Source organism: Paenibacillus nanchangensis, assembly GCF_046543445.1.
Classification (GTDB): domain Bacteria; phylum Bacillota; class Bacilli; order Paenibacillales; family Paenibacillaceae; genus Paenibacillus_AQ; species Paenibacillus_AQ nanchangensis.
The window spans coordinates 18,711-39,175 of sequence record NZ_JBHOFD010000045.1; the positions used below are offsets into that span (position 1 = coordinate 18,711).

16 protein-coding genes and 1 pseudogene are annotated in these 20,465 nt (G+C 56.8%); 14 read left to right on the forward strand and 3 right to left on the reverse strand.

Features of this window, described 5'->3' with window-relative positions; all coding sequences use genetic code 11:
• Positions 1-15 precede the first annotated feature (15 nt).
• The 3 genes from wsfD to ACE6ED_RS26280 all read left to right on the forward strand — a co-directional run bounded on the left by wsfD (position 16) and on the right by ACE6ED_RS26280 (position 4,611).
• Positions 16-1,515 carry a glycan biosynthesis hexose transferase WsfD gene (wsfD, locus tag ACE6ED_RS26270; RefSeq protein WP_410830412.1) on the forward strand — a complete coding sequence of 500 codons (1,500 nt, stop codon included), beginning with the start codon at positions 16-18 and terminating at the stop codon, positions 1,513-1,515.
• 433 nt (positions 1,516-1,948) lie between these two features.
• Positions 1,949-2,326 carry a BlaI/MecI/CopY family transcriptional regulator gene (locus ACE6ED_RS26275; RefSeq protein WP_410830413.1) on the forward strand — a complete coding sequence of 126 codons (378 nt, stop codon included), beginning with the start codon at positions 1,949-1,951 and terminating at the stop codon, positions 2,324-2,326.
• Positions 2,323-4,611: a M56 family metallopeptidase gene (locus ACE6ED_RS26280; RefSeq protein ID WP_410830414.1), complete on the forward strand. Its 2,289-nt coding sequence runs from the start codon at positions 2,323-2,325 to the stop codon at positions 4,609-4,611. Before ACE6ED_RS26275 ends, ACE6ED_RS26280 begins: the two co-directional genes overlap by 4 nt.
• Before the next feature lie 415 nt (positions 4,612-5,026).
• On the opposite strand, the gene ACE6ED_RS26285 is transcribed toward ACE6ED_RS26280, so the two are convergent.
• The 3 genes from ACE6ED_RS26285 to ACE6ED_RS26295 form a co-directional block, all read right to left on the reverse strand.
• Complete coding sequence (locus tag ACE6ED_RS26285; protein ID WP_410830415.1) at positions 5,027-5,287, reverse strand: hypothetical protein; 261 nt, start codon at positions 5,285-5,287, stop codon at positions 5,027-5,029.
• A 178-nt stretch (positions 5,288-5,465) separates the two neighbouring features.
• Complete coding sequence (locus ACE6ED_RS26290; RefSeq protein ID WP_410830416.1) at positions 5,466-5,966, reverse strand: P-loop NTPase family protein; 501 nt, start codon at positions 5,964-5,966, stop codon at positions 5,466-5,468.
• 176 nt (positions 5,967-6,142) lie between these two features.
• Positions 6,143-6,901 (reverse strand): AAA family ATPase, encoded by a 759-nt coding sequence (locus ACE6ED_RS26295; protein ID WP_410830432.1) that lies wholly within the window; start codon positions 6,899-6,901, stop codon positions 6,143-6,145.
• A gap of 1,800 nt (positions 6,902-8,701) precedes the next feature.
• Between ACE6ED_RS26295 and ACE6ED_RS26300 the strand changes: the two genes are divergently transcribed.
• The 11 genes and pseudogenes from ACE6ED_RS26300 to ACE6ED_RS26350 all read left to right on the forward strand — a co-directional run.
• Positions 8,702-9,778 carry a CgeB family protein gene (locus tag ACE6ED_RS26300; protein ID WP_410830433.1) on the forward strand — a complete coding sequence of 359 codons (1,077 nt, stop codon included), beginning with the start codon at positions 8,702-8,704 and terminating at the stop codon, positions 9,776-9,778.
• Positions 9,779-9,810: 32 nt separating this feature from the next.
• Positions 9,811-10,941 carry a CgeB family protein gene (locus ACE6ED_RS26305; protein ID WP_410830417.1) on the forward strand — a complete coding sequence of 377 codons (1,131 nt, stop codon included), beginning with the start codon at positions 9,811-9,813 and terminating at the stop codon, positions 10,939-10,941.
• Positions 10,942-11,054: 113 nt separating this feature from the next.
• The gene (locus ACE6ED_RS26310; RefSeq protein WP_410830418.1) at positions 11,055-12,626 is read left to right on the forward strand and encodes a glycosyltransferase; all 1,572 of its coding nucleotides are present in this window, start codon (positions 11,055-11,057) and stop codon (positions 12,624-12,626) included.
• A gap of 326 nt (positions 12,627-12,952) precedes the next feature.
• Positions 12,953-14,044 carry a non-hydrolyzing UDP-N-acetylglucosamine 2-epimerase gene (gene wecB / locus ACE6ED_RS26315; protein ID WP_410830419.1) on the forward strand — a complete coding sequence of 364 codons (1,092 nt, stop codon included), beginning with the start codon at positions 12,953-12,955 and terminating at the stop codon, positions 14,042-14,044.
• On the forward strand, positions 14,037-15,023 hold the full coding sequence (locus tag ACE6ED_RS26320) for a polysaccharide biosynthesis protein (protein WP_410830420.1): 987 nt from the start codon (positions 14,037-14,039) through the stop codon (positions 15,021-15,023). Before wecB ends, ACE6ED_RS26320 begins: the two co-directional genes overlap by 8 nt.
• Positions 15,020-15,859 carry an SDR family oxidoreductase gene (locus ACE6ED_RS26325; RefSeq protein WP_410830421.1) on the forward strand — a complete coding sequence of 280 codons (840 nt, stop codon included), beginning with the start codon at positions 15,020-15,022 and terminating at the stop codon, positions 15,857-15,859. The genes ACE6ED_RS26320 and ACE6ED_RS26325 overlap by 4 nt, the downstream gene beginning before the upstream one ends.
• Positions 15,856-16,869 (forward strand): NAD-dependent epimerase/dehydratase family protein, encoded by a 1,014-nt coding sequence (locus ACE6ED_RS26330; protein WP_410830422.1) that lies wholly within the window; start codon positions 15,856-15,858, stop codon positions 16,867-16,869. Before ACE6ED_RS26325 ends, ACE6ED_RS26330 begins: the two co-directional genes overlap by 4 nt.
• Positions 16,866-17,582, forward strand: a complete 717-nt coding sequence (locus ACE6ED_RS26335; RefSeq protein WP_410830423.1) for a glycosyltransferase — start codon at positions 16,866-16,868, stop codon at positions 17,580-17,582. Before ACE6ED_RS26330 ends, ACE6ED_RS26335 begins: the two co-directional genes overlap by 4 nt.
• A gap of 387 nt (positions 17,583-17,969) precedes the next feature.
• A complete protein-coding gene (locus ACE6ED_RS26340) occupies positions 17,970-18,692 on the forward strand; it encodes a glycosyltransferase (protein ID WP_410830424.1) in 723 nt (240 codons plus the stop codon).
• On the forward strand, positions 18,689-19,720 hold the full coding sequence (locus ACE6ED_RS26345; RefSeq protein WP_410830425.1) for a glycosyltransferase family 4 protein: 1,032 nt from the start codon (positions 18,689-18,691) through the stop codon (positions 19,718-19,720). Before ACE6ED_RS26340 ends, ACE6ED_RS26345 begins: the two co-directional genes overlap by 4 nt.
• Before the next feature lie 545 nt (positions 19,721-20,265).
• Positions 20,266-20,373 (forward strand): annotated as a pseudogene (locus tag ACE6ED_RS26350) (IS5/IS1182 family transposase); the annotation flags it as partial.
• Positions 20,374-20,465: the final 92 nt, after the last annotated feature.

A 20,465-nucleotide genomic window follows, 5' to 3' on the forward strand; every position in this document is an offset into this window, starting at 1 on the left:
TAAAGGAGAGAAATCATGAAGAAACTGCTCAAACCCGAAAACATCGCCCTGCTGGCCGGAGTGATCATCGCCGCGCTTCTTCTCCTGTTCGGCCCGTTTGTCGGCGTTGCGGACAACGGTGATTTTCTGCGCATGATGAATACGATCGGGTTGAATTATTATGATGCGGCGGAGAGCTATGAAGACCGCTTTTTCGCGTTCAGTCATTCGCAGTTTGCTTATGACGATCTGTTCCGGGGATTTTACCCTTCGTCGCAAATTTTTTTGGTGCTGATTCCGCGCCTGCTCGGCGGCCTTGTGCACGGCAGCTATTTTGATATCCGGATGCTTGGTGTCGTGTACGCGCTGCTTTTGCTGGCGGCCACATGGCTTGCCGTAAAATCCGTTTCCCGCGGCTCAGCCGCGGCCGGTCTGCTGACAGCCGCGGTGATGCTGTTCGTTTTTTATGACATCGGTTATCTGGCCTACTTCAATTCCTTATTCGGAGAACCGGTCTCGCTGGTTTTCATGCTGCTGACCTTTGCGCTTGGGCTGCGGCTGCTGTCTGCCGGGGGCGCTGAGGGAAACTCGCGTTCCTATTCGTTTGGCAGCGGGCTGGGAGGAGGAACTTCCTTGTTCGGCCGGGAGGAGGCGCCCGTACGGCTGCTCGTCCTGTTTTTTGTATCGGTGCTGTTTCTGGTGATGTCCAAAATCCAGAACTCTCCGGTAGGCATTTTGTTTGCGCTGATGTTTTGGCGGCTTGCTTATGTGTATGAGGGCAGACGCTGGCGGAAGCTGGCGCTGTCGTTTGCTGCGGCGGCTTTTGTGGTGTCGGTTCTGATGTATGTGACCGCGCCAAAGGATTTGAAGCACATCAATTTGTATCAGACGATTTTTTACGGCGTGCTTTACGACTCGCCCGATGTTAAAGCGGACCTGAAGGAGCTTGGGCTGCCGGAGCGCCTGGAGGTGCTGGCCGGAACCAATTATTTTGAAGCCGGAACCGCCATTCCGCAAAATGACCCGTCGCTGGGACCCGACTTCTACGACCGGATTTCTCATAAAGATGTGCTGCTGTTTTACCTGAAGCATCCGGCACGTCTGATCGGCAATATGGAGTATGCGGCAAGTAATAGTATGTCTATCCGGCCTTCTTATCTTGGAAACTATGAAAAAGCGGAAGGCAAACCGCGCGGCGCGCTCACCTCCACGTACAGCGGCTGGAGCCGCTTCAAGACAGAGGGGATTCCGAATACGCTGGCATTCCTCGGCATCTTTTATCTGCTTTATTACGCAGGAGCGGTTTTTGAATGGTTCCGGGCGTCCGACCGCCGCGGCCGCGCCGTCTCCGAGCTGCTGATGCTGCCGGGGCTGATCGGGATATTTGCTTTCATGGTCCCGATTTTGGGTGACGGACGGGCGGATATGGGCAAGCATTTATTCCTCTTTAATGTCAGCTTCGATATGATGGTGGTGACGATGGCCGGCTGGGTTGTGTTAAAGCTGGCGAGGTTGTGGAAAGGAAGCCGGTGGTAGGGCGGACTGCTCGGGCTCCTATGACAGTTTTTGATTGTGAAAAATAAAAGTTAGGATGTACCTGCCTCTGTCCCATGAGCTCTGGGATGGAGGTTTTTTAATGGCCGTTTAACTGGCAGAACTTGACGGACTTCGTTTACAAGTGTAAACTTTAGCGCATGGCGTTTACAGCTGTAAACATAACCGCAGCCGGAATCCAAATTCGCCGCAGTGACAGCGTCCGGAAGTCAAAATTCGCCGCACTGACAGCGTCCGGAAATCCTAATTCGCCGCGGTGGCAGCATCTGGAGATCCAAATTCGCCGCGGTGGCAGCGTCTGGAAATCCAAATTCGCCGCAGTGACAGCGTCCGGAAGTCCAAATTCGCCGCAGTGACAGCTCAGCTTTACCTGTGCTGCTTGAGTTCAGCCGATACAAAAACGAGAGGTGAAGAGATGAACCCGTTCCCCCGAATCACCGAAGCCGAAAGTGAAGTAATGAAGCTCCTTTGGACCAAGGAGCCGTTGTCCGCGCAGGAAATGGTCTCCGGCCTGAAGGAGCGGATGCAGTGGTCGGAGCAGACCGTCAAAACCTTCCTGAACCGGCTGCACAAGAAACAGGCAATCCGCTTTGAAAAGTCGGGCCGGACCTATCTGTATTACCCGCTGGTTACATACGACGATTACCTCAAAGCGGAGAACCGCTCGTTCCTGGACAGGGTGTACGGCGGAGCCGTCGGCATGCTGTGCGCAAGGTTTCTTCAGGAGGAGCAGCTCTCCGAACGGGATATTGAAGAGCTGCAGCAAATTTTGGAACGGAAGAAAAAGCCATGAAGACGCTCGAAACCCTATTTTCCTTGTTCCTGGCCGCTTCACTGGCTTCCGCCGTTATTATGGTGCCGGTGCTAACGGTCCGCGGATTGTTCCATAAGCGTCTCCCTCCGAGCCTGATCTATGCGTTATGGGTGCTTGTATTGATCCGGCTGCTTGTCCCGGTCGTTCCGCAAAGCTCGTTCAGCCTGTTCAACCTGCTGCCGCCGGCGGCTTCAGGGGAATGGGCGGGGCATGGGCAGACGGCTTCGGTCCGCGTGCCAGCGGATGAGGCTTCCAGACCGGAGCTTGCGGAACTTAATGAGACAGCAGAGGAACCGCAGACTGCAGGGCTGGCTTCCGGCAGGCCGGAACAGCAGGCGCCCGCTCTGTTTACGCCGTTTTCTCCATCCCAAGATGACGAGCGAAACGGCGGTGGAGGGACTTGGCTGACGATAGGAGCGGCGGTTTGGGCAGGAGGATTGCTGTTGTTCGCCGGTTATTACGTGTTCAGCCGTCTGGTCTTTAGAAATAAACTTAAGGACGCCCGCAGGGTGGAGGATGAAGAGATATTGTCAGCCCTTAAGGCAGGTATGGAGAAACTGCGGCTGAAGGCGGAAATCCCCGTTTATATGACCGATCATCTCCGCAGCCCCTGCCTCCATGGTGTGCTAAAACCCCGAATTGTTTTGCCCGGGGATCTCACTGCGATAGCCGATTCCCGGCAGCTGACGCATATCCTGCTGCACGAGCTGACTCACTATAAACGCAAAGATCTTTGGATAAATTCTTTATGGGTGCTGACGTTGGGTTTGCATTGGTTCAACCCTGCAGTCTGGATCGCTTTCCGCAAAATGAAAGCCGACCAAGAGGCCGCCTGTGATGCGGGCGTGCTTGAAGCGCTTGGGGAGCGGGAAACAACCGCCTACGGGATGACGTTGATCATGCTGTCCCGCCGCCTGTCCCGCGGCGTCTCTTTTGGAGTCAATTTGACGCATTTTTTGCACAGCAGCCATGAAACGAAACGAAGAGTGGCCAGAATCGCCGGCTTTAAAAAAGGTACTTATAAGCTGTCCGCCGCCGCTCTGGGTTTGGTGCTGCTTCTTGGAGCCGTTTTGTTAACCAACGCTTCCCGCGGAGGCGGCACCGGAAAGGGATCGGCGGTATTCGAGGAAGGATCAGGAGGCGGAACAGGAGACCAAACGGCCGCATGGAAGATCGTCCGGCCAATCGACTCGTTCAAATGGTTTCACCGGCTGGACCGGGCGCTCGATTTTGCGGCATTTGGCTTTAAGGTTCCCGACTATTTTCCCGCAGGATATCAGTTTGAAACGGTAACGCTGAGCGAGAATTTCTCCAAGCCGGAAAAGGCGGATCTGCTAGAGATGGCGACTCTTACCCTGGTTGCCGATTTTGGACAACCGGGCGAGCGCAGGATGGAAGTTGTCGCTTCCCGCGGAAAGGGAACAATGCTGGAGCATCAGTTGTTATGGGGCGCTCCGCGTTCCTGGGAGCAGGGCGCGGAACCTCTCTACTGGAGCACAACGGCTGCAATAGGGGATGTCGAGGGCGTATTATATACGAGGCGGACAGCGGATCCGAAGCGGGGAACCGCTGCCAGCTTCATCTGGCAGGATGAAGGCGTGGATTATACGGTGAATTATTATACCGGCCGCAGCCCGGCGGAAAAAGGGTCTGAGCAGCGCAAAGGCATTTCGCAGCTGGAACTGGAGCGGGTCGTACAGTCCCTGGTTTACCCGGATGAGGTCCGTCATGTCCGTTACGACGGGGAAGGAAATTCATTTCCAATTTATGATGAGACAGACCTGCGTGAAGCAAAAAGCATTCTCGGTTTTGACGTAAAAGTTCCGATGGAGCTTCCTGAGTCCGGTCTTGCGATCATGGATTCGGTCCTTCTGCGGGCGAACGACCGGAATACCGGGTTTTCGTTCCGGCAGAGAGTGGATGCGCTTGTGAACAATTACCGGGCGCCCTATAACTCTCCGATCTATGATTTGAACGACGAGCTTGCTTTCTACCAGAGTAAAACTCCGCTGTTTGATCAAAGCAAACTCGCCTTCCTGCGGAAAATCGAACGGAACGGAATTGAAATCTCGGTGTATGCCGATCCGGATCACGTCTATTTTGGACCGCTCCCGTCAGACCGGGACAAAAACGCGGTCAAGCAGCAAACCTATTATTTGTGGTCGGAGAATGGGGTGAATTATGCCGCCATTTTCTTAGGGATGGATCAGAAGCAGGAAGAGCATGTAGAGGCTCTGATCCAAGCTCCTTTAAAACAACTTTAGCCGACAGCCCCATTAGGAGCGAAGACAGCACGAACTCAGCCGACAGCCCCGTTAGGAGCGGAGACAGCACGAACTCAGCCGACAGCCCCGTTAGGAGCGGAGACAGTGCGAACTCAGCCGACAGCCCCGTTAGGAGCGGAGACAGCACGAACTCAGCCGACGGCCCCGTTAGCAGCGGAGACAGCACGAACTCAGCTGACAGCCCCGTTAGGAGCGGAGACAGCACGAACACGGATAAAATAAACAACGGCAGCGGAACGCAGGAAGCGGAAAAACGGATGCCGGCAGCGAAAAAAAGATGCCGTAAGCAGAAGATGCTTGCGGCGTTCTTTTTTTATAACACAAATTAATTTCACAGCTCCTCAAGTAACCGCCAAGCCTAGCCCGCGCCGCAGGTCCCAACCGGAGGGGAAGTTTAGCGGAAAAAGTTGTAGAAGCCCAGGACAAAATATTTAATAAGCCGGTAAAAGAGATAAAGGCCAAACATGGCAACTATATTGGATAAATTGACATCCAGGAGAAACTTTTTACGTGCTTCGGGGTCCCGGGGAACATGATGGAGAAGCAGCTGAAGCCAGTTTGATGTGCCATAAAGCCGGGTATGACGGTAATGCGTCCAGACCACAAAGGCCATGACGCCGACAAACAGAACGGTAAAGCCGATTTTGGATAACATAAGGATCACTCCGCTGACGGTTTAGTTGGGCGGTAGTTCAAGAACATCCAGATTGTTGCGTTGACTGAAGCTCCAGAACATCTAGATTGTTGCGTTGACGGAAGCTTCACAACATGACAGAAGCTCAACAGTATCCAGATGTTTTAGGTAGACAAAAGCTCAAGAACGTCCAGACGGTTTAGTTGGACAAAAGCTCAAGAACATCCAGATTGTAGCTTGCTGTAATGATCTTCTCTTTGTATTCGCATTGCTCAATGAACCTGGGGAGCTTGTGCGTATTGTAGTCCGTGTTCCATTCCAAAAGCTTCCGGATCGTCTCAGGGGTCTCGCGTTTGGTGCTGGTTTCCGCTCCGGTAAGGCGGGCTTCATACCGCTTGAGGATTCTCTCCTCCTGCTCGGCCACAGGGGGGATAAGGACGACAATTTTATCCGCGGCGGCTAGGCTGGGGTTCACCCAGGTTTTGCAGTACACGCCTTCAACGATCCAGCCCTCTTGGCTGATCATTTCATTCAGCCTGCTGTCCCGCTGCGTTTCCGAAGCCTTTACGCCGTAGACACCGGCACCGTTATCCCAATAAATATCGTCCAGATCATAATGCGGGACAGCGAACTGCTTGCTTAGCAGAGCGGCCAGATAGGTTTTGCCGCTGCCTGCACCGCCGATAATATGGATTTTCATAACTTAATTTGTTCCTCCTTCTCTACTTCGATAGACCAGCTTGCCGATTTCTTTACTCCGATAGACCAGCCTGCCGATTGCGAAAATGGTTTGTGTTTACCATGCCGTAGATAGTATTCCTTATGTATTAGGCGATTGAACGTTTGCTGCCTGTTTGAAAAAAATACTGGCAAAAGCTAGTTTTCCTCCCCGCCCAGCAGCTCCCGCAGCATTTTCTCCCGGTCGTTCATAAAGGAGCGGGTCACAATGTAATGGTCGGTGTCCTCCAGCTTGACCGGCCGAAGATCACCGTCTTCCAGCTGCCAGATTTCGGCTCCCGGATAAGACATCAGGATCGGCGAATGCGTGGCGATAATAAACTGGGAATCGCTGCGTACCAATTCATGCAGCCGGACGAGCAGCGACATTTGGCGCAGCGGCGACAAAGCGGATTCCGGCTCGTCCATCATATAGAACCCGTTCCCGCCGAACCGGTGCAGAAATGCGGCGAAAAATGACTCCCCGTGCGACTGCTCATGCAGCGACTTGCCGCCGTAGGAAGCTTTGAGAGGCGGGCCGCCAGGTTCCCGGTCAAGTTCATCGATGTAGCTCGCCACATTGTAATAGCTCTCCGCCCGCAGAAAAAAACCGTCCTTCGGCCGCTTCACTCCGCGTGCCAGCCGGAAATACCGGTACAGCTGTGAATGGGAGGCGGACGTCTCAAACGAAAAATTTCGTGTGCCGCCTTCGGGATTAAACCCCCAGGCGGCGGCGATGCCTTCCAGCAGCGTGGACTTGCCCGTGCCGTTTTCCCCGACAATAAAGGTTACCGGGCAGCGGAAGTTCAGCCTGTCCAGCGAACGGACGGCCGGAAGGCTGAACGGATAGGCGTCAAAGGACGGCACATCCTCCCGCCGCAGTTCGACCGAACGCAGATACAGCGAGTTTTGATCCATCATTCCCCCCCCTTTGTATGAATACGATAGCGCTTTCTTAATTCTCCTCCTTACGCTGATTCCAAGGCAAACCGTATAGTATGTCCACTCCTGAAATCCGTGTGTTTCCCCTTGTTATACGTCAAAAAGAGACAACAACCTCCATCGGATGCGGATATTTTTCCTAATCCTTTTTCTCTGTAACTCAACTTTGGCAGCTGGAAAAATGGCTTAGCCCCTTGAGTGAGTAAGCAAAATTCAATAGATTTGCTTGTATTGTCAAAAAACACCTCACTTGTTAGGGATCACGGTAGTGCGGTCAACCATGCCAACAAGAAAGGTGCGTAACTCTACGTTACAGTAACATTCCCTGCCTGAACACCCGTCTCGGTTATCCAAACTTTGGAGGCCTTTTGAAGCAGCTCAACATTGTTCTCGCCTATGACTTTCTTACGGACTCAGAGTACCCTATTTGCTGATTATTCAGCGTTTTGGCAATGAGACGGACTCAGATTCCCTTATTTACGAGGAAAATTCATCGTTTGGATGTTTTTTGTACGAATAACGGATCTGGAGTCCGCAAGGCAACCCAAAAGCCCAAGAATTTCAGAAATAACGTCCTCTGGGTCCGGAAAAACCTCGGTATCGCGTTCGGTGGTCATCCACTGCGTGTCTGTTACAGGAAGAATTCGTTCCAGTTCGTTCAACGACAACAGCGGCAGTCGAAGACATTGTTTATCAAGTTTTGGTTCATGCTGCTTTTATTAACTCAACATTCGCAGCCCTTAGATCGGCAGCGCAGTCTGAGATCGGCAGCACAACCTGAGATTGGCAGCAACCTGAGATCGGTAGCAACCTGAGATCGGTAGCAACCTGAAATCGGCAGATATGCCTTGAAATAACTGGGCAAACCGGAGATCCAGTGCTGGAGTTGACTTTGAATCAGGGCGGGGCATTTCTTCCCAACCTGAGTCGCGCAATATCGTTCAGCCGATCTATGAGTTGCGCCAAGGCAACTACCCAGTCTAGGGTGCTAACTTCATCGCACCGTAAATCCCGCCGAGCGTGCGTCCGCCGCGGGCGAAGCGGTGTTTTTCTATTTGTTCAAGACGATTACTTTATTGCGGTTAAATCCGCGCTAGGACTGAGCCAAGCTGATTTTTGCTCTGCGAAAGTTGAGTCTGTAACAACAATACAGCCATTATATACGATCTGGCAGGGTCTGTAACCTTGCTTGGACGGAGAAACCAGACCGGTAGATTCCAAGGGGAGTTCATTTAGGCAACCCGGCCTGCGCTTCCCGCCGGCCAAAGGCCCGTCCGTCCCGTGCAAAACCGGAGGAGGAAGGCCGCCGGTGTCTCCGGTTTGTGCGGCGCAGATCAGCAGGGGCCCTGGCCAGACCCAGACGTCCCGCTAGGCGTTCCGCCAGACTCCCGAAGACATCCCGCCGAACGTCCCGCTAGGCGTTCCGTCAGACTCTCGAAGACATCCCGCCAAACGTCCCGCTAGGCGCTCCGCCAGACTCCCGAAGACATCCCGCCGAACGTCCTGCCAGGCGTTCCGCCAGACTCCCGAAGACATCCCGCCGAACGTCACGCTAGGCGTTCCGCCAGACTCCCGAAGACATCCCGCCGAACGTCCCGCTAGGCGTTCCGCCAGACGTCCCTGAAGACAGTCGTCATTCCGGGCATCCGCGGACGGGCATGTGCCAATTTCCGCCCTTTACAGACAGTGACCCATGAGGCGATTGCCGCCGGTGCATATAGTTATACTGTCTTGAGATCACGACAGGGCAGGGTGAACGCTGTGACAGTTAACCGAATGGAAAAAAACGAACGAGAGGAGAGGCGTGCGGGTTACCGGGACGGCTACCGTCTCGGGCTCTGCGAAGCGGTCAGACAGCTGCACCCGGAGGCGGAAACGCCAAAACGGCCGATCAAGCTGATGTATGTGCCGCAGGGCTTTGATGCCATAGACGCCGGAGTCACGGAAGCGCTCCGGCGGCAGACCGCCGAACTCCTCATCTGCGAAGCGCCGAATATGCTCGAGACGGCCGCCCGGGAGCGTCCGGACGCCGTGCTGGTCATGAACGGCCTCCACGTCTTCCCGGACAATCACCTGGAACAGGTGGCCGGCATCCGGGAATTAGGCATCCGCACCGCAATCTGGTTTGTGGACGATCCCTATTTTACCGCCGATACCTCCGGGATTTGCCTGCACTACGACCATGTATTTACGCATGAACTGGGCTGTATGGAATTTTACCGCAGTCTGGGGGCGCAGTCAGTGCATTATCTGCCGCTGGCCGTTAATCCGGCAATGTTCTACCCGCGGCGCACAGGACCCGCTTACCGCTATGACATTGTATTCATCGGAAATGCCTTTACGAACCGGGCGGAACTATTCGACACGCTGGCTCCGTTTCTGGAAGGAAAAAGCGTGCTGATCGCCGGAGGGTTCTGGGAGCGGCTGGCATCCTATGAGCAGCTGGCTCCCTGCATCCGTCCCGGATTTATTCCCCCGGAGGAAACCGCCAATTATTACAGCGGCGCCAAGCTGGTCATCAACATCCACCGGCCGTGGGAAGGGGGAAACGACAACCGGAATTCGTTTCAGATTCCGTCCCGTTCCATTAACCCCCGCACCTATGAAATCAGCGCTTGCGGCACGATGCAGCTGACCGATGTCCGGGATGATCTGTGCAGCTTGTACCGCCCGGGCTACGATCTGGACACCTTCGCTTCGCCGGCGGAACTCCAGGCCAAAATCGAATATTACCTTGCACATGAACAGAAACGCCGCCGCTTCGCCGTCCGCGCGCTGCATACAACGCTGACGCGCCACACGTTCGGCGCGCGTATGACCGAGCTGCTCGGCGTCATTGCCGGCAGCGACTGAACGAATCCAAGCAGAGCAAAGGAGAGGGAACCATGACTGAATTTATACTCCCGATGCCGCCGCTTCCGCTGTCACCAGCGGAGGAAGCGAAGCTCCAGGGCCGGCTCGCCGGCTTTAAGAGCGGGCATGACGAAGGTTATTTGCGCGGCAGACTGGCCGTCCTTGACGGCAGACCTGAAGACCCGCTGCCGGTCCGGGATCTGCATATCCTGTATGTCGCTTCAGGTAAGGGCTACCCTTATTCTCCGCTGGACGATGCGGTTTTGTCGTCCCTCCAGATGCTGGTCTCCTCCGTTGCCGTATCGGATGTACGCCAAAATCTGCTCGAAGCGGTCGCCCAGCAAAGACCCGACCTGGTACTTGTGCTCGATGGCATGGACCTGCCGGCCGAGCAGGTCGACGCGCTGCGGGGAATGGGAATCCGCACCGCAATTTGGCTGACGGACGATCCTTATTACACCGACTTTACAGTGGAGCTTGTAACCCATTATGACTATGTTTTTACGCTGGAAAAAAACTGCCTGGAGATTTACCGCTCGCTTGGCTGCGCGCAGGTGCACTACCTGCCGTTTGCCGCCTACCGCGGGCATTACCGGCCAACCATCGGACGGTCGCCGATCAGCCGGGATATCAGCTTTATCGGATCGGCTTATTGGAACCGGGTGAACTATTTCCGGGAGCTGATGCCTCAGCTCATGCAGTACAACACGGTATTTAACGGGATCTGGTGGGACCGTCTGCCCGAGGCTCCGCTGTATGGCGAACGGATTGAGATCGGCAAATGGATGTCTCCCCAGGAGACGGCCGCGGCTTACAGCGGCTCCAAAATCGTCATTAATCTCCACCGTTCCCATATTGACGAGACAGTGAATAACAATACGCATCTTGTTCCGGCAGCTTCGCCGAACCCGCGGACGTTTGAAATTGCGGCTAGCGGCACGCTGCAGCTGGTCGACGTGCGGGACGACTTGGCTGCGTTCTACAAACCCGGCGAGGAAATCGAGACGTTCTGCAGCCCGCAGGAGCTCCTGGACAAAATTCAGTTCTACTTGACGCACGAAGAAGAGCGCCGCGCGATTGTGCTGAAGGCAATGGAGCGGACACTGAAGGAGCATACGTATCCGAAACGTGTGAACCAGCTGCTCGCGACCATTTTTGGCTGACGAACCGTTTGGGTTCCGGGAAGCGCAAGCGGCCGTACCGGCCGAGAGGCCGCGCATTATCGCACAGGAGGTGACATACGCGCTCCGCTGCCGTTAGGGAGCGCCCGCGCGCCATGGCCGACAAACCCCAAATCATTTTGTTTTCGCATGTGGCGAACAGCCGAAGCATTACCGGCGCGGAAAAACTGCTGTTGTTTTTTGCCAAGGAGCTGTCCGCCTTCTATGACTGCACGCTTGCAGCGCCGCAGGAAGGCAAGCTGACCCGGCTGGCCCGAGCCGCAGGGCTGCGTGTGGAGCTGATCGGCATTCCGCTGCTCTACGGCATATACACTCCGTACGCGGGGCTGGAGCTGGATGCCAAAAAACTCACCCAAGGCAAAGAGTACCGCGAGCTGCGGCAGTGGCTTGCTGAACGCCGGCCGGATCTGATCGTAACGAGCACCTGTGTTCACGTCCTGCCCGCTATAGCGGCCAAGTCGCTGGGTATTCCGGTTATCTGGAAAATATCCGAAACGATCACGGACAACGAATACCAGGCGGTCAGCGCGGATTTCATTCTCCGGTACAGCGACGAAATTATCGCGATTTCCCGGACGGCCGCTTCCCCTTTCCCGCCGGAGTTCATTAACGGGGGCAAAGTCCGGCTGCTGCCCCCTTCCTGGAACGAAGCGGAGCTGATGGTGGAAGCCTGGAGCAAGCTGCGGAGCGAACGGCGGCGGGAGCTGCGCGTAAAGCCGGGCCAGCCGCTGATCGGGTACATTTCGTCTTTCATTATTAAGGAAAAAGGACTGGAGCATTTTGTGAAAATGGCGGTTGGGGTGGCTGCGCGTTATCCGGAAGCCCGCTTCCTTGTTATCGGCGAGCCGGGCGAGCAGACGTATTATGACCGCTGCGTGCGCAAGGTGAAGCTGGAAGGCCTGACATCCAGATTCCGGTTCGCAGGTTACGAAGACTGTCTTCCGGCTGCTTACAGCGCAATGGATGCCCTGGTTGTTCCCAGTCTCGTGCGCGAAGGGTTTGGCATGACCGCCTTGGAAGGGCTGGCCTGCGGCAAGCCGGTTATCACCTACGGCTCGGGCGGACTGCGTGAAATTCTTGAGGCGGCGGGCCGGGAGGACTGGATTGCTCCAACGGGCGAACCCGAGGCGCTTGCGGAGGCGGTCTGTGCGCTGCTGGCGCAGCCGAACCTGGCGGCCCAAGGCATGGCGGCGCGCGAACTTGCGGCGGCCGCCTTTGGACCGGCCGCCTACCGCGCGCGGCTGGCGGAGCTCGCGGCGGGCTGGACGCAGCGCTACGTGCGGCCGCCCGGCGCTGCGCCGGCAGTCATGCCGACGGCGGAGCCCGGCCTGACGCCGGCGGATGCCGCTAAGGCAGCCGCGCCCGAGGCCGCGCCTGGCGGCACGCCGGAAGCGCCGGAAGCGCCGCCGGCAGCGGACGCCGCCCCGCCGGCCGCCGGCCGCCGCGCGCGGAAGCGCCGGCTGCGGCGAGCACGGCTGCGGCGCGGAGGGCTGCGCCGCAGCCGCGTGCGGGCGCGCAAGCGGGGACGCGGCACCCGGCCGGCGAAGCGCACGCGGCGGGCCGCTGCGCGCAAGCGGGGCGCTGCCCGCAAACGCGGTAGCGTCCACAAGCGCAAGCGCGCCGGCGGATCGCGCCGGTCCCGGCGGCGCAGCAGACGCTCCGCGTAAGCGTCAGCCGGCCGGCTCGCCCGCATCGGCCTCGCTCACGCCAGCTGGCCTCGCCTTCGGCCTTGGTCCCTCGGGCCTTACACCATCAAGCCTTGGCCCTCCGATACCAGGCCTTCCCGGGCCTTGCGCCCGGCTCTGCCTGAACCGGCGGCCTTGCACTATCAACCAAAACGCCCTCGGTCCAAGGTGTTTCCGGGCCGATCCCGCGCCAGCCGGCCCAACCGCCGTCCGTCTGCTTTTCGTTTAAGCGCGGCGCTGCCTCAAACTTGCTGTCCGGCAGCGCCGGCGCCGTCTTTTTAACTGACCAACAGCAGGGGTGTGAATTCATGAAGATCATGACGATTTTGGGCACCCGGCCCGAGATCATCCGGCTAAGTGTTATCGTGCCGCTGCTCGACCAATACGCCGAGCGCCATGTGCTGGTGCATACCGGCCAGAATTTTACCGCCAGCTTAAGCGGTATTTTCTTCGCTGAGCTTGGGCTGCGGCAGCCCGATTATGTTCTGCAGGAGCGCGCGGGCAGCGTCGGCAGCCAGCTTGGCACGATGTTCGCCGGACTGGAGCCGGTGCTGCAGCGCGAGCGGCCGGACCGGGTGCTGCTGCTCGGCGATACGAACAGCGCGCTTTGCGCGATTTTGGCGGAACGGATGGGTATCCCGGTCATTCACATGGAGGCGGGCAACCGCTGCTACGACCTGGAGGTGCCCGAAGAAAAAAACCGCCGTGTCATCGACGCCGTCTCCACCATTAATATGCCTTATACGGAGCAGAGCAAACGCAACCTCGTCGCCGAAGGATTCCCGTCACGGCGCATTGTGCTGACAGGCAATCCGATCCGCGAGGTGATGCAGCATTACGAACCGCAAATCGCAAGCAGCGATATCCTGTCCCGGCTTGACCTGAAGCCCGGCGATTATTTCCTCGTTACCGCCCACCGCGCGGAAAATGTGGACCGCAAAGAACCGCTGCTGGAGATCATGTCCGGCCTGAACGCCGTAGCTGAAGCCTTCGGGCGGCGGCTGATCTGCAGCATTCATCCCCGGACGCGCTCGCAGCTGGAACGGTTTCCGGAGTTGTCCATGCATCCGCTCGTCGAATTTCACGAGCCGTTTGGTTTCTTCGATTTTGTCGCCCTGGAGCGGCATGCCTGCTGTGCGATTACGGACAGCGGGACCGTGCAGGAGGAATGCTGTCTTATGGATGTGCCCACCGTCACGATCCGCCGTACGACCGAGCGGCCGGAGACGGTGGACTGCGGCAGCAACGTGGTTTCGGGCGTTACCCGGGACGGCATTCTCCGCTCAGTCCGTCTTATGATGGGCCTGGAACGCGGCTGGAAAGCCCCGGAAGAGTATCTGGCGCTGGATGTTTCGCAAAAGGTCGTTAAATTTCTGCTTGGAGGGAACCTGCATGTTTAATAATCAACGGATTCTGGTTACGGGCGGCACCGGCTCCTGGGGGCATGAGCTGATTCGGCAGCTGCTGCCGCAGAACCCCAGTGAAATTATCATCTACTCGCGCAGCGAGTCGGCGCAGGTGGCGATGGACCGGGAGTTCGAAGACAGCCGCCTGAGCTTCTGCATCGGAGACATCCGCGACAAGGACGCGCTGACGGCGGCCTGCCGCGATATCGATTATGTGTTCCATCTGGCCGCGCTGAAGCATGTGCCTGTGTGCGAAGACCAGCCTTACGAGGCGCTTAAGACCAATGTGGTCGGTACGCAAAACGTAATTGAGGCGGCCATTCACAATGACGTCAAAAAAGTCATCTACATCTCGACCGACAAAGCGGCCAATCCTTCAAATTTTTACGGCATGACTAAAGCAATCGGCGAAAAACTGATCGTTTACGCGAATCTGCTGGGCTCGAAGACGCGTTTCGTCACCGTCCGGGGCGGGAACGTGCTGGGCACCAACGGCAGCGTCGTGCATTTGTTCATGAAGCAGATCCGGGACAGACAGCAGGTGCGCATCACCGACCGGAAAATGACCCGCTTTTTCCTGACGCTCCCGGATGCGATCGGACTGCTGTTCAAAGCCTCCGAGGTCAGCATCGGCGGTGAAATCTTCGTCATGACCATGCCGACCTGCCGGATTCTCGATTTGGCGGAAGTGCTGATTGAGGCTTCAGGACGGAAGCAGGTGTCGATCGTGGAGACGGGTATCCGTCCAGGCGAAAAAATTCACGAAATTCTAATGAGCGATTTCGAGAGCATCTCCACGGTGGTTTACGACGACCAGTACCTGGTGATTCTGCCGACACTGGAAATGCCAGGTCTGAAGGAGCACTACAGCGGTTGCGCGCCCGTCTCTTTCCACAGCTTCAGCTCCGAAACGAATCTGATGAACAAGGAGGAGATCAGAGACATTCTGGTCAGGGGAGGTTTTCTCGAATGAAGCTGCTGATTCTCGGCGGTAACGGCATGGCGGGTCATATGCTGGCGGATTATTTCCGCCGGCAGGGCAAGCACAACGTGTTCCATACCACCCGGGACCGGAATGACCCGCTTGGCTTATATGTGGATGCAAACGATATTGCAGGGATGGATAAACTGGTCGAAATCGTGGCTCCCCAGGTTATCGTCAATGGGATGGGCGTGCTGAACCAGTTTGCCGCGCAGGATAAAATCACGGCTTATCACGTCAACGGTTTTCTGCCGCACCGGCTCCGCCGGGCGGCGGACGCCATCGGCGCGTACCTGATTCATATCAGTACCGACTGCGTATTTGAAGGCACCCGCGGGAGTTATACGGAAGACGATCCGCCTGACGGCACCTCCGTCTATGCTGTCACGAAGGCGCTCGGCGAGCTCCGGGAGCCAAATCATCTGACGATCCGCACCTCGATTATCGGTCCGGAAATCCGGGAGGGCGGCATTGGGCTGATGAAGTGGTTTATGTCCCAAACCGGCCGGGTTCCCGGCTACACGCGGGTGATGTGGAACGGCGTGACAACGCTGGAACTGGCCAAAACGATAGATTCGCTGATGGATCAGCCGCTGTACGGGCTGATGCATCTGGCTCATCCGCAGCCGCTGAGCAAATATGAGCTGCTTCGGGAAATACAGACTGCATTCGCCAAAACCGATGCTGAAGTCGTGCCGGATGACGGCCCGGTTCAGGACCGGACGCTGATTAACACCCGCGCCGATGTCCGGTTTGCGCTTCCGTCTTATGCCGGGATGCTGGCGGAGCTTGCCGCCTGGCCGGGTGCGGCGGGTACATCGGTATGACGGAGGAAGGACGGAGTTTGCTGATCACAGGGGCGGCTGGCTTTACAGGACGTCAGGCGGTCCGCTATTTTGCCGCCGCCGGCCGCCGGGTGACGGCTGTGGTGCGGCAGCCGCTTCCGCAGGAAGGGGAGAACACTTCTCCCCTGTTCCCTGCAGGAGTTAACGTACGGGTGTGCGATCTGAGTGACAAGGAGGCGGTCCGGGAGCTGGTGCGCGAGACGGCGCCGGATGAAGTGCTGCATCTGGCCGGGCGGAATTCGGTTCCTGAATCGTGGCAAAATCCGCTGCTCTACATGGAAGCCAATGTCATGGCAGTTCTGCATATACTGGACGCTTTGCGCGCCTTTCCGGCCTGCCGTATTCTGGTGGCCGGTTCCAGGCTGAAGTTTAGACCGGAAGCGGGCGAGGCGCCTCCGCATCCGTATTCGCTCAGCAAAACGCTGGCGGAGCTGTCCGCTCTGTCCTGGGGAACGCTGTTTGGCCAGGATGTGCGGGTCGCCGAACCCTGCAACCTGATTGGCCCCGGGCCTTCTACCGGCTTCTGCGCGCTGCTTGCCGGTCATATCGTCCGCTGTGAGCGCGGCGAAGCGGCCGGGACGTTCCGCTTGTCCTCCCGCCATGCCAGCCGCGATTTCCTGGATGTACGGGATGCCGTCCGGGCGTATGACCGGATATTGAGTGAAGGAAGTGCGGGAATGGTGTACCGGATTGAATCCGGAACGGCGCGTACGCTGGGGGAAGTGGCGGCGGCTCTGCTTGCTGAGACTACGGCCCATGTGCCGATAGACTGGGGGCCGGCTGCGGCGGAAACAGCCGCTTCACTCCAACCGCAGCTAGAGCCACAGCTGCAACCACAGCTGCACCCGCAACCTCAGTTACAGTCAGAGCTGCAGCCGCAGAAACCGGTACGGGAATCCGATGCCGCACAGCTCGGCTGGCGTCCGGAGACGGAGCTCCGGCAGTCGCTTCGAGATAGTTTGCGTTATTTTCGGCAGGAGGCGGATGTATGAATCCTACAGTATCGGTCGTTATACCTTTTTATAACTGTCCTTATATCGCCGCTGCGCTGGAGAGCGTATTGTCCCAGTCGCGGCGGGCGTTTGAGATTATCGTTGTCGACGACGGTTCGACCCGGCATGCGGATCTGATTACGCCGTACCTCCCTCACATTCACTACCTGGGAAAAGCCAACGGAGGGACGGCATCCGCTCTGAACCACGGCATCCGGCATGCTTCAGGCGAATATATCGCCTGGCTGAGCTCAGACGACGTTTTTTTTACCGACAAAATCAATAACCAGCTGCTGTTCATGCTGCAGACCGGAGCGATGCTGACCTATACCAATTTTCATTTTATCAACGAACATTCCCAGCTCACTGCGCTGAACGCTTCCCCGGTTTTTCCCGACTTCCGGGAGTTGTACCGCTGCTTCCTCCAGGGCAATCCGGTTAACGGATGTACGGTGATGATGAAAAAAGAGCTGCTGCAGCGGATCGGCTTGTTCGATGAAAACCTGCCGTTTACCCATGATTACGATTTGTGGTTCCGGGCAATTGTGGCGGGGTATCCGCCGGTTATGCTGAACCATTCCTTGACCGGCTACAGAAGACACGAGGGAATGGGGACGCTGCGGCATTATGACAGCATCCTGGCCGAAGCGGAAGCGACCCGGCAGCGTTACCGCGGGCGGGTGGAAGGACTGCTTGCCGCGATGGGCGGCTGATGGCCCGATGGGAGGCTGATGGCCCGACGGGAGGCTGATGGCCCGACGGGAGGCTGATGGCCCGATGGGCGGCTGATGGGCGCGGGGATCAGAAGCCCGGTGCAGATATGGGCTCCGGCGCTTCGTCCCCGCCCGAGGGGGCACGCAGGCCTTCATCCTCTTTGGCTGCTGCATTCAAAAACGAAAAACAGGAGCGGCACCTCAGCGGCCGGGAGGCGGAAGACTTATCCGCAAGCCGGGCCAAGAGGTGCTGATTCCATAAGCATTTCATTATTTCGGGCCATCCGGTTAACCAGCGGCGCGCAGCAACGGATGCCCGCCGCTGAAGATGCTGCTTGCCCGTAAGACCGCTGCGGCAGCCTGCCGCAGAAAAAGGAGGTTAAGCGCATGGGAGCGCTGCCCAAAGTGTCTGTCGTCATTCCTTTTTACAATTGTCCCTATGTGGAACAAGCGGTTCAGAGCGTCCTGGATCAGAGCTATCCGAATGTAGAGATTATTGTTGTCGATGACGGATCGTGGCTGCATACCGAACGCCTTGAACCTTTTCAGGACAGGATTCATTATGTGCGCAAATCCAATGGAGGAACGGCATCCGCACTGAACGAGGGGATCAGGCGGGCATCCGGCGAATATTTTGCCTGGCTGAGCTCCGATGACCGTTTTCATCCTGACAAGCTTCGCAGACAGGTGGAGCAGCTGCAGCGCACCAGGGGGAGGTTCGGCCACACGGCGTTTTATTATGTAGATGAACGGGGGAACCGGATTTCCGAACCTGTGCTGTTTCCCGATACGGGACGGGCGGGTCTGATCCGGACGCTCATGACCGGGTGTCCGGTCAACGGAAGTACGGTGATGATCGGTATGGAAGTCTTCAGGCAGGTCGGTGAGTTTAACGAACGGTTTGTTTATACCCACGATTACGAGCTGTGGCTGCGGATTCTCCCCCATTACGACTGGAACTACATTGAGGAGCCGCTTCTGGATTACAGAGTGCATGACCGGATGGGCTCCCGGCTGCACAGCGCCGAACAAACCGCCGAAATTGCCAAAGTGCAGCACAAGCACCTCGGGGCGCTGAAACAGCTGCTGCAGAAGGAGTTGAACCAATGAAGATCATAATGCCTATCCTAACTCTTTCGCGGGGCGGAGCGCAGCGTATGCTGGCCGAAATGGCGAACCGTCTTGCAGATATGGGCCATGAAGTCACGGTTGTTATCCCTAAATTCGGAACGGTGGAGTATGCCATGCGCTGTCCGGTCGTCTTCCGTCCCGACGGAGTGCTGACGGAACATGATCTTCCGCCGGGGGACGTCATTGTATCCAATTATTACTCCACCGTGTTTCCGGCGCAGCGGGCAAGCGAACAGGGCAAAGGACTGCACGTCCGGCTGGCACTCTGTTACGAACCCGCGTTTTTGCCGGATAACGTAAATTCTTTTGCTTCTTATCATGTCACTCCCCGGCTGTTCGTTCTATCCCGCTGGCAGCAGGAGCTTGTCCGTCTGAACCATGGCGTAAATGGGCGGATCGTTCCGGTTGGCGTCAATCCCGATTTTTACAACCAGCATATCCGGGGACAGACAGGCGCGGGGCCTATAGTGTCTACGATTATCCGGCGGCCCGAAGGAGGATTTTCCGCTCATCGCGGCCAGGAGTACCTGCTGGAGCAGCTTGCTTTTGTCAAAGCAAACTTGCCCGGCACGGTGCTGCGGCTGATTTGCCCGCCGGGAGAGATGGCGGTTTCCGAAGGGCTGCAGTCGCTGCTTCGGGACCCGCGTTTTGAAATCCGGACGCCGGCTAACGATACCGAGTTGTGTTACCACTATAACGAAACCGACATTTTTGTCAGCGCAAGCACATACGATGCCGGTTCGCTGCCCGGCCTGGAGGCGATGCGGTGCGGGGCCGCTCTGGTTACGCTGTATGCGGGCGGCAATATGGAATACAGCGTGCATGAAGGGAACTGCCTGATGTCTTACCGGTATGAGAACCGGCTTGCCGGAGATATCATCCGGCTGATCGTGGATCCGCAGCTGCGCCAACAGCTGGCTGCTAAAGGAGAAGCGGATTCCTGGCAGTATACCTGGGAGCGCTCGGCCCGGATATTTGCTGACGGGCTGCGGGAAATGCTGTATTAAGCAGCGCCGGGGGAATAAAGCGGGAGGCGCTCACAGAAGGAAGACAGCGCTAAAACGCCGGATCAAGGGGATCCGGCGTTTTTAATTATTTTCATTCCTATTAGGGTGTGTACGCAAGGAAATAAGGGTCAGTCAAACGATTCCGTGATGGGTTACGAAATGCTTTCAACCCTGGAGCTACACCTGTTTATTGTCAGATCGATCTACAAATCCTCTCCTGTGACACACCCGCAGCGGATTACCACAGAACGCGATGCGGAGGTCTTTAGAACGCGATGCGGAGGTCTTTGCGGACCCAGCGGCCGTTATTTCTGAAATTCTTGGGCTTTGGTATGCCTTGGCGGACTCCAAATCCGTTATTCGTACCGAAAACATACAAACTATGGCTTCTCCGCGTAAATAGGTGCATCTGAGTCCGGAAATTTGCCAAAACACGGAATAATCAGCAAATAAGGCCTTGTGTGTCCGTACACTTGTACCCCTACTTTCTCTGGCGGTTACAAAAGGCGGGAATCTGGGATGAAATCTGAAGCAAGAATGCCTTTTTTAATAAAATGAAAAATTATCGGCGTTTGGCAACCCGCTATGACAAGATAGCGAGCTTGTTCAAGGATTTTTTGGCGTTGATTTCGATGAGGTTATGGCTTAAATAGCTTTACGTACAGGCCCTAGTTAAAGGACGAGTTTTAGTGAATGAATAATGCTTGGCAGAACATAATTGAACAGCAGCGGATCTGGCACCGGT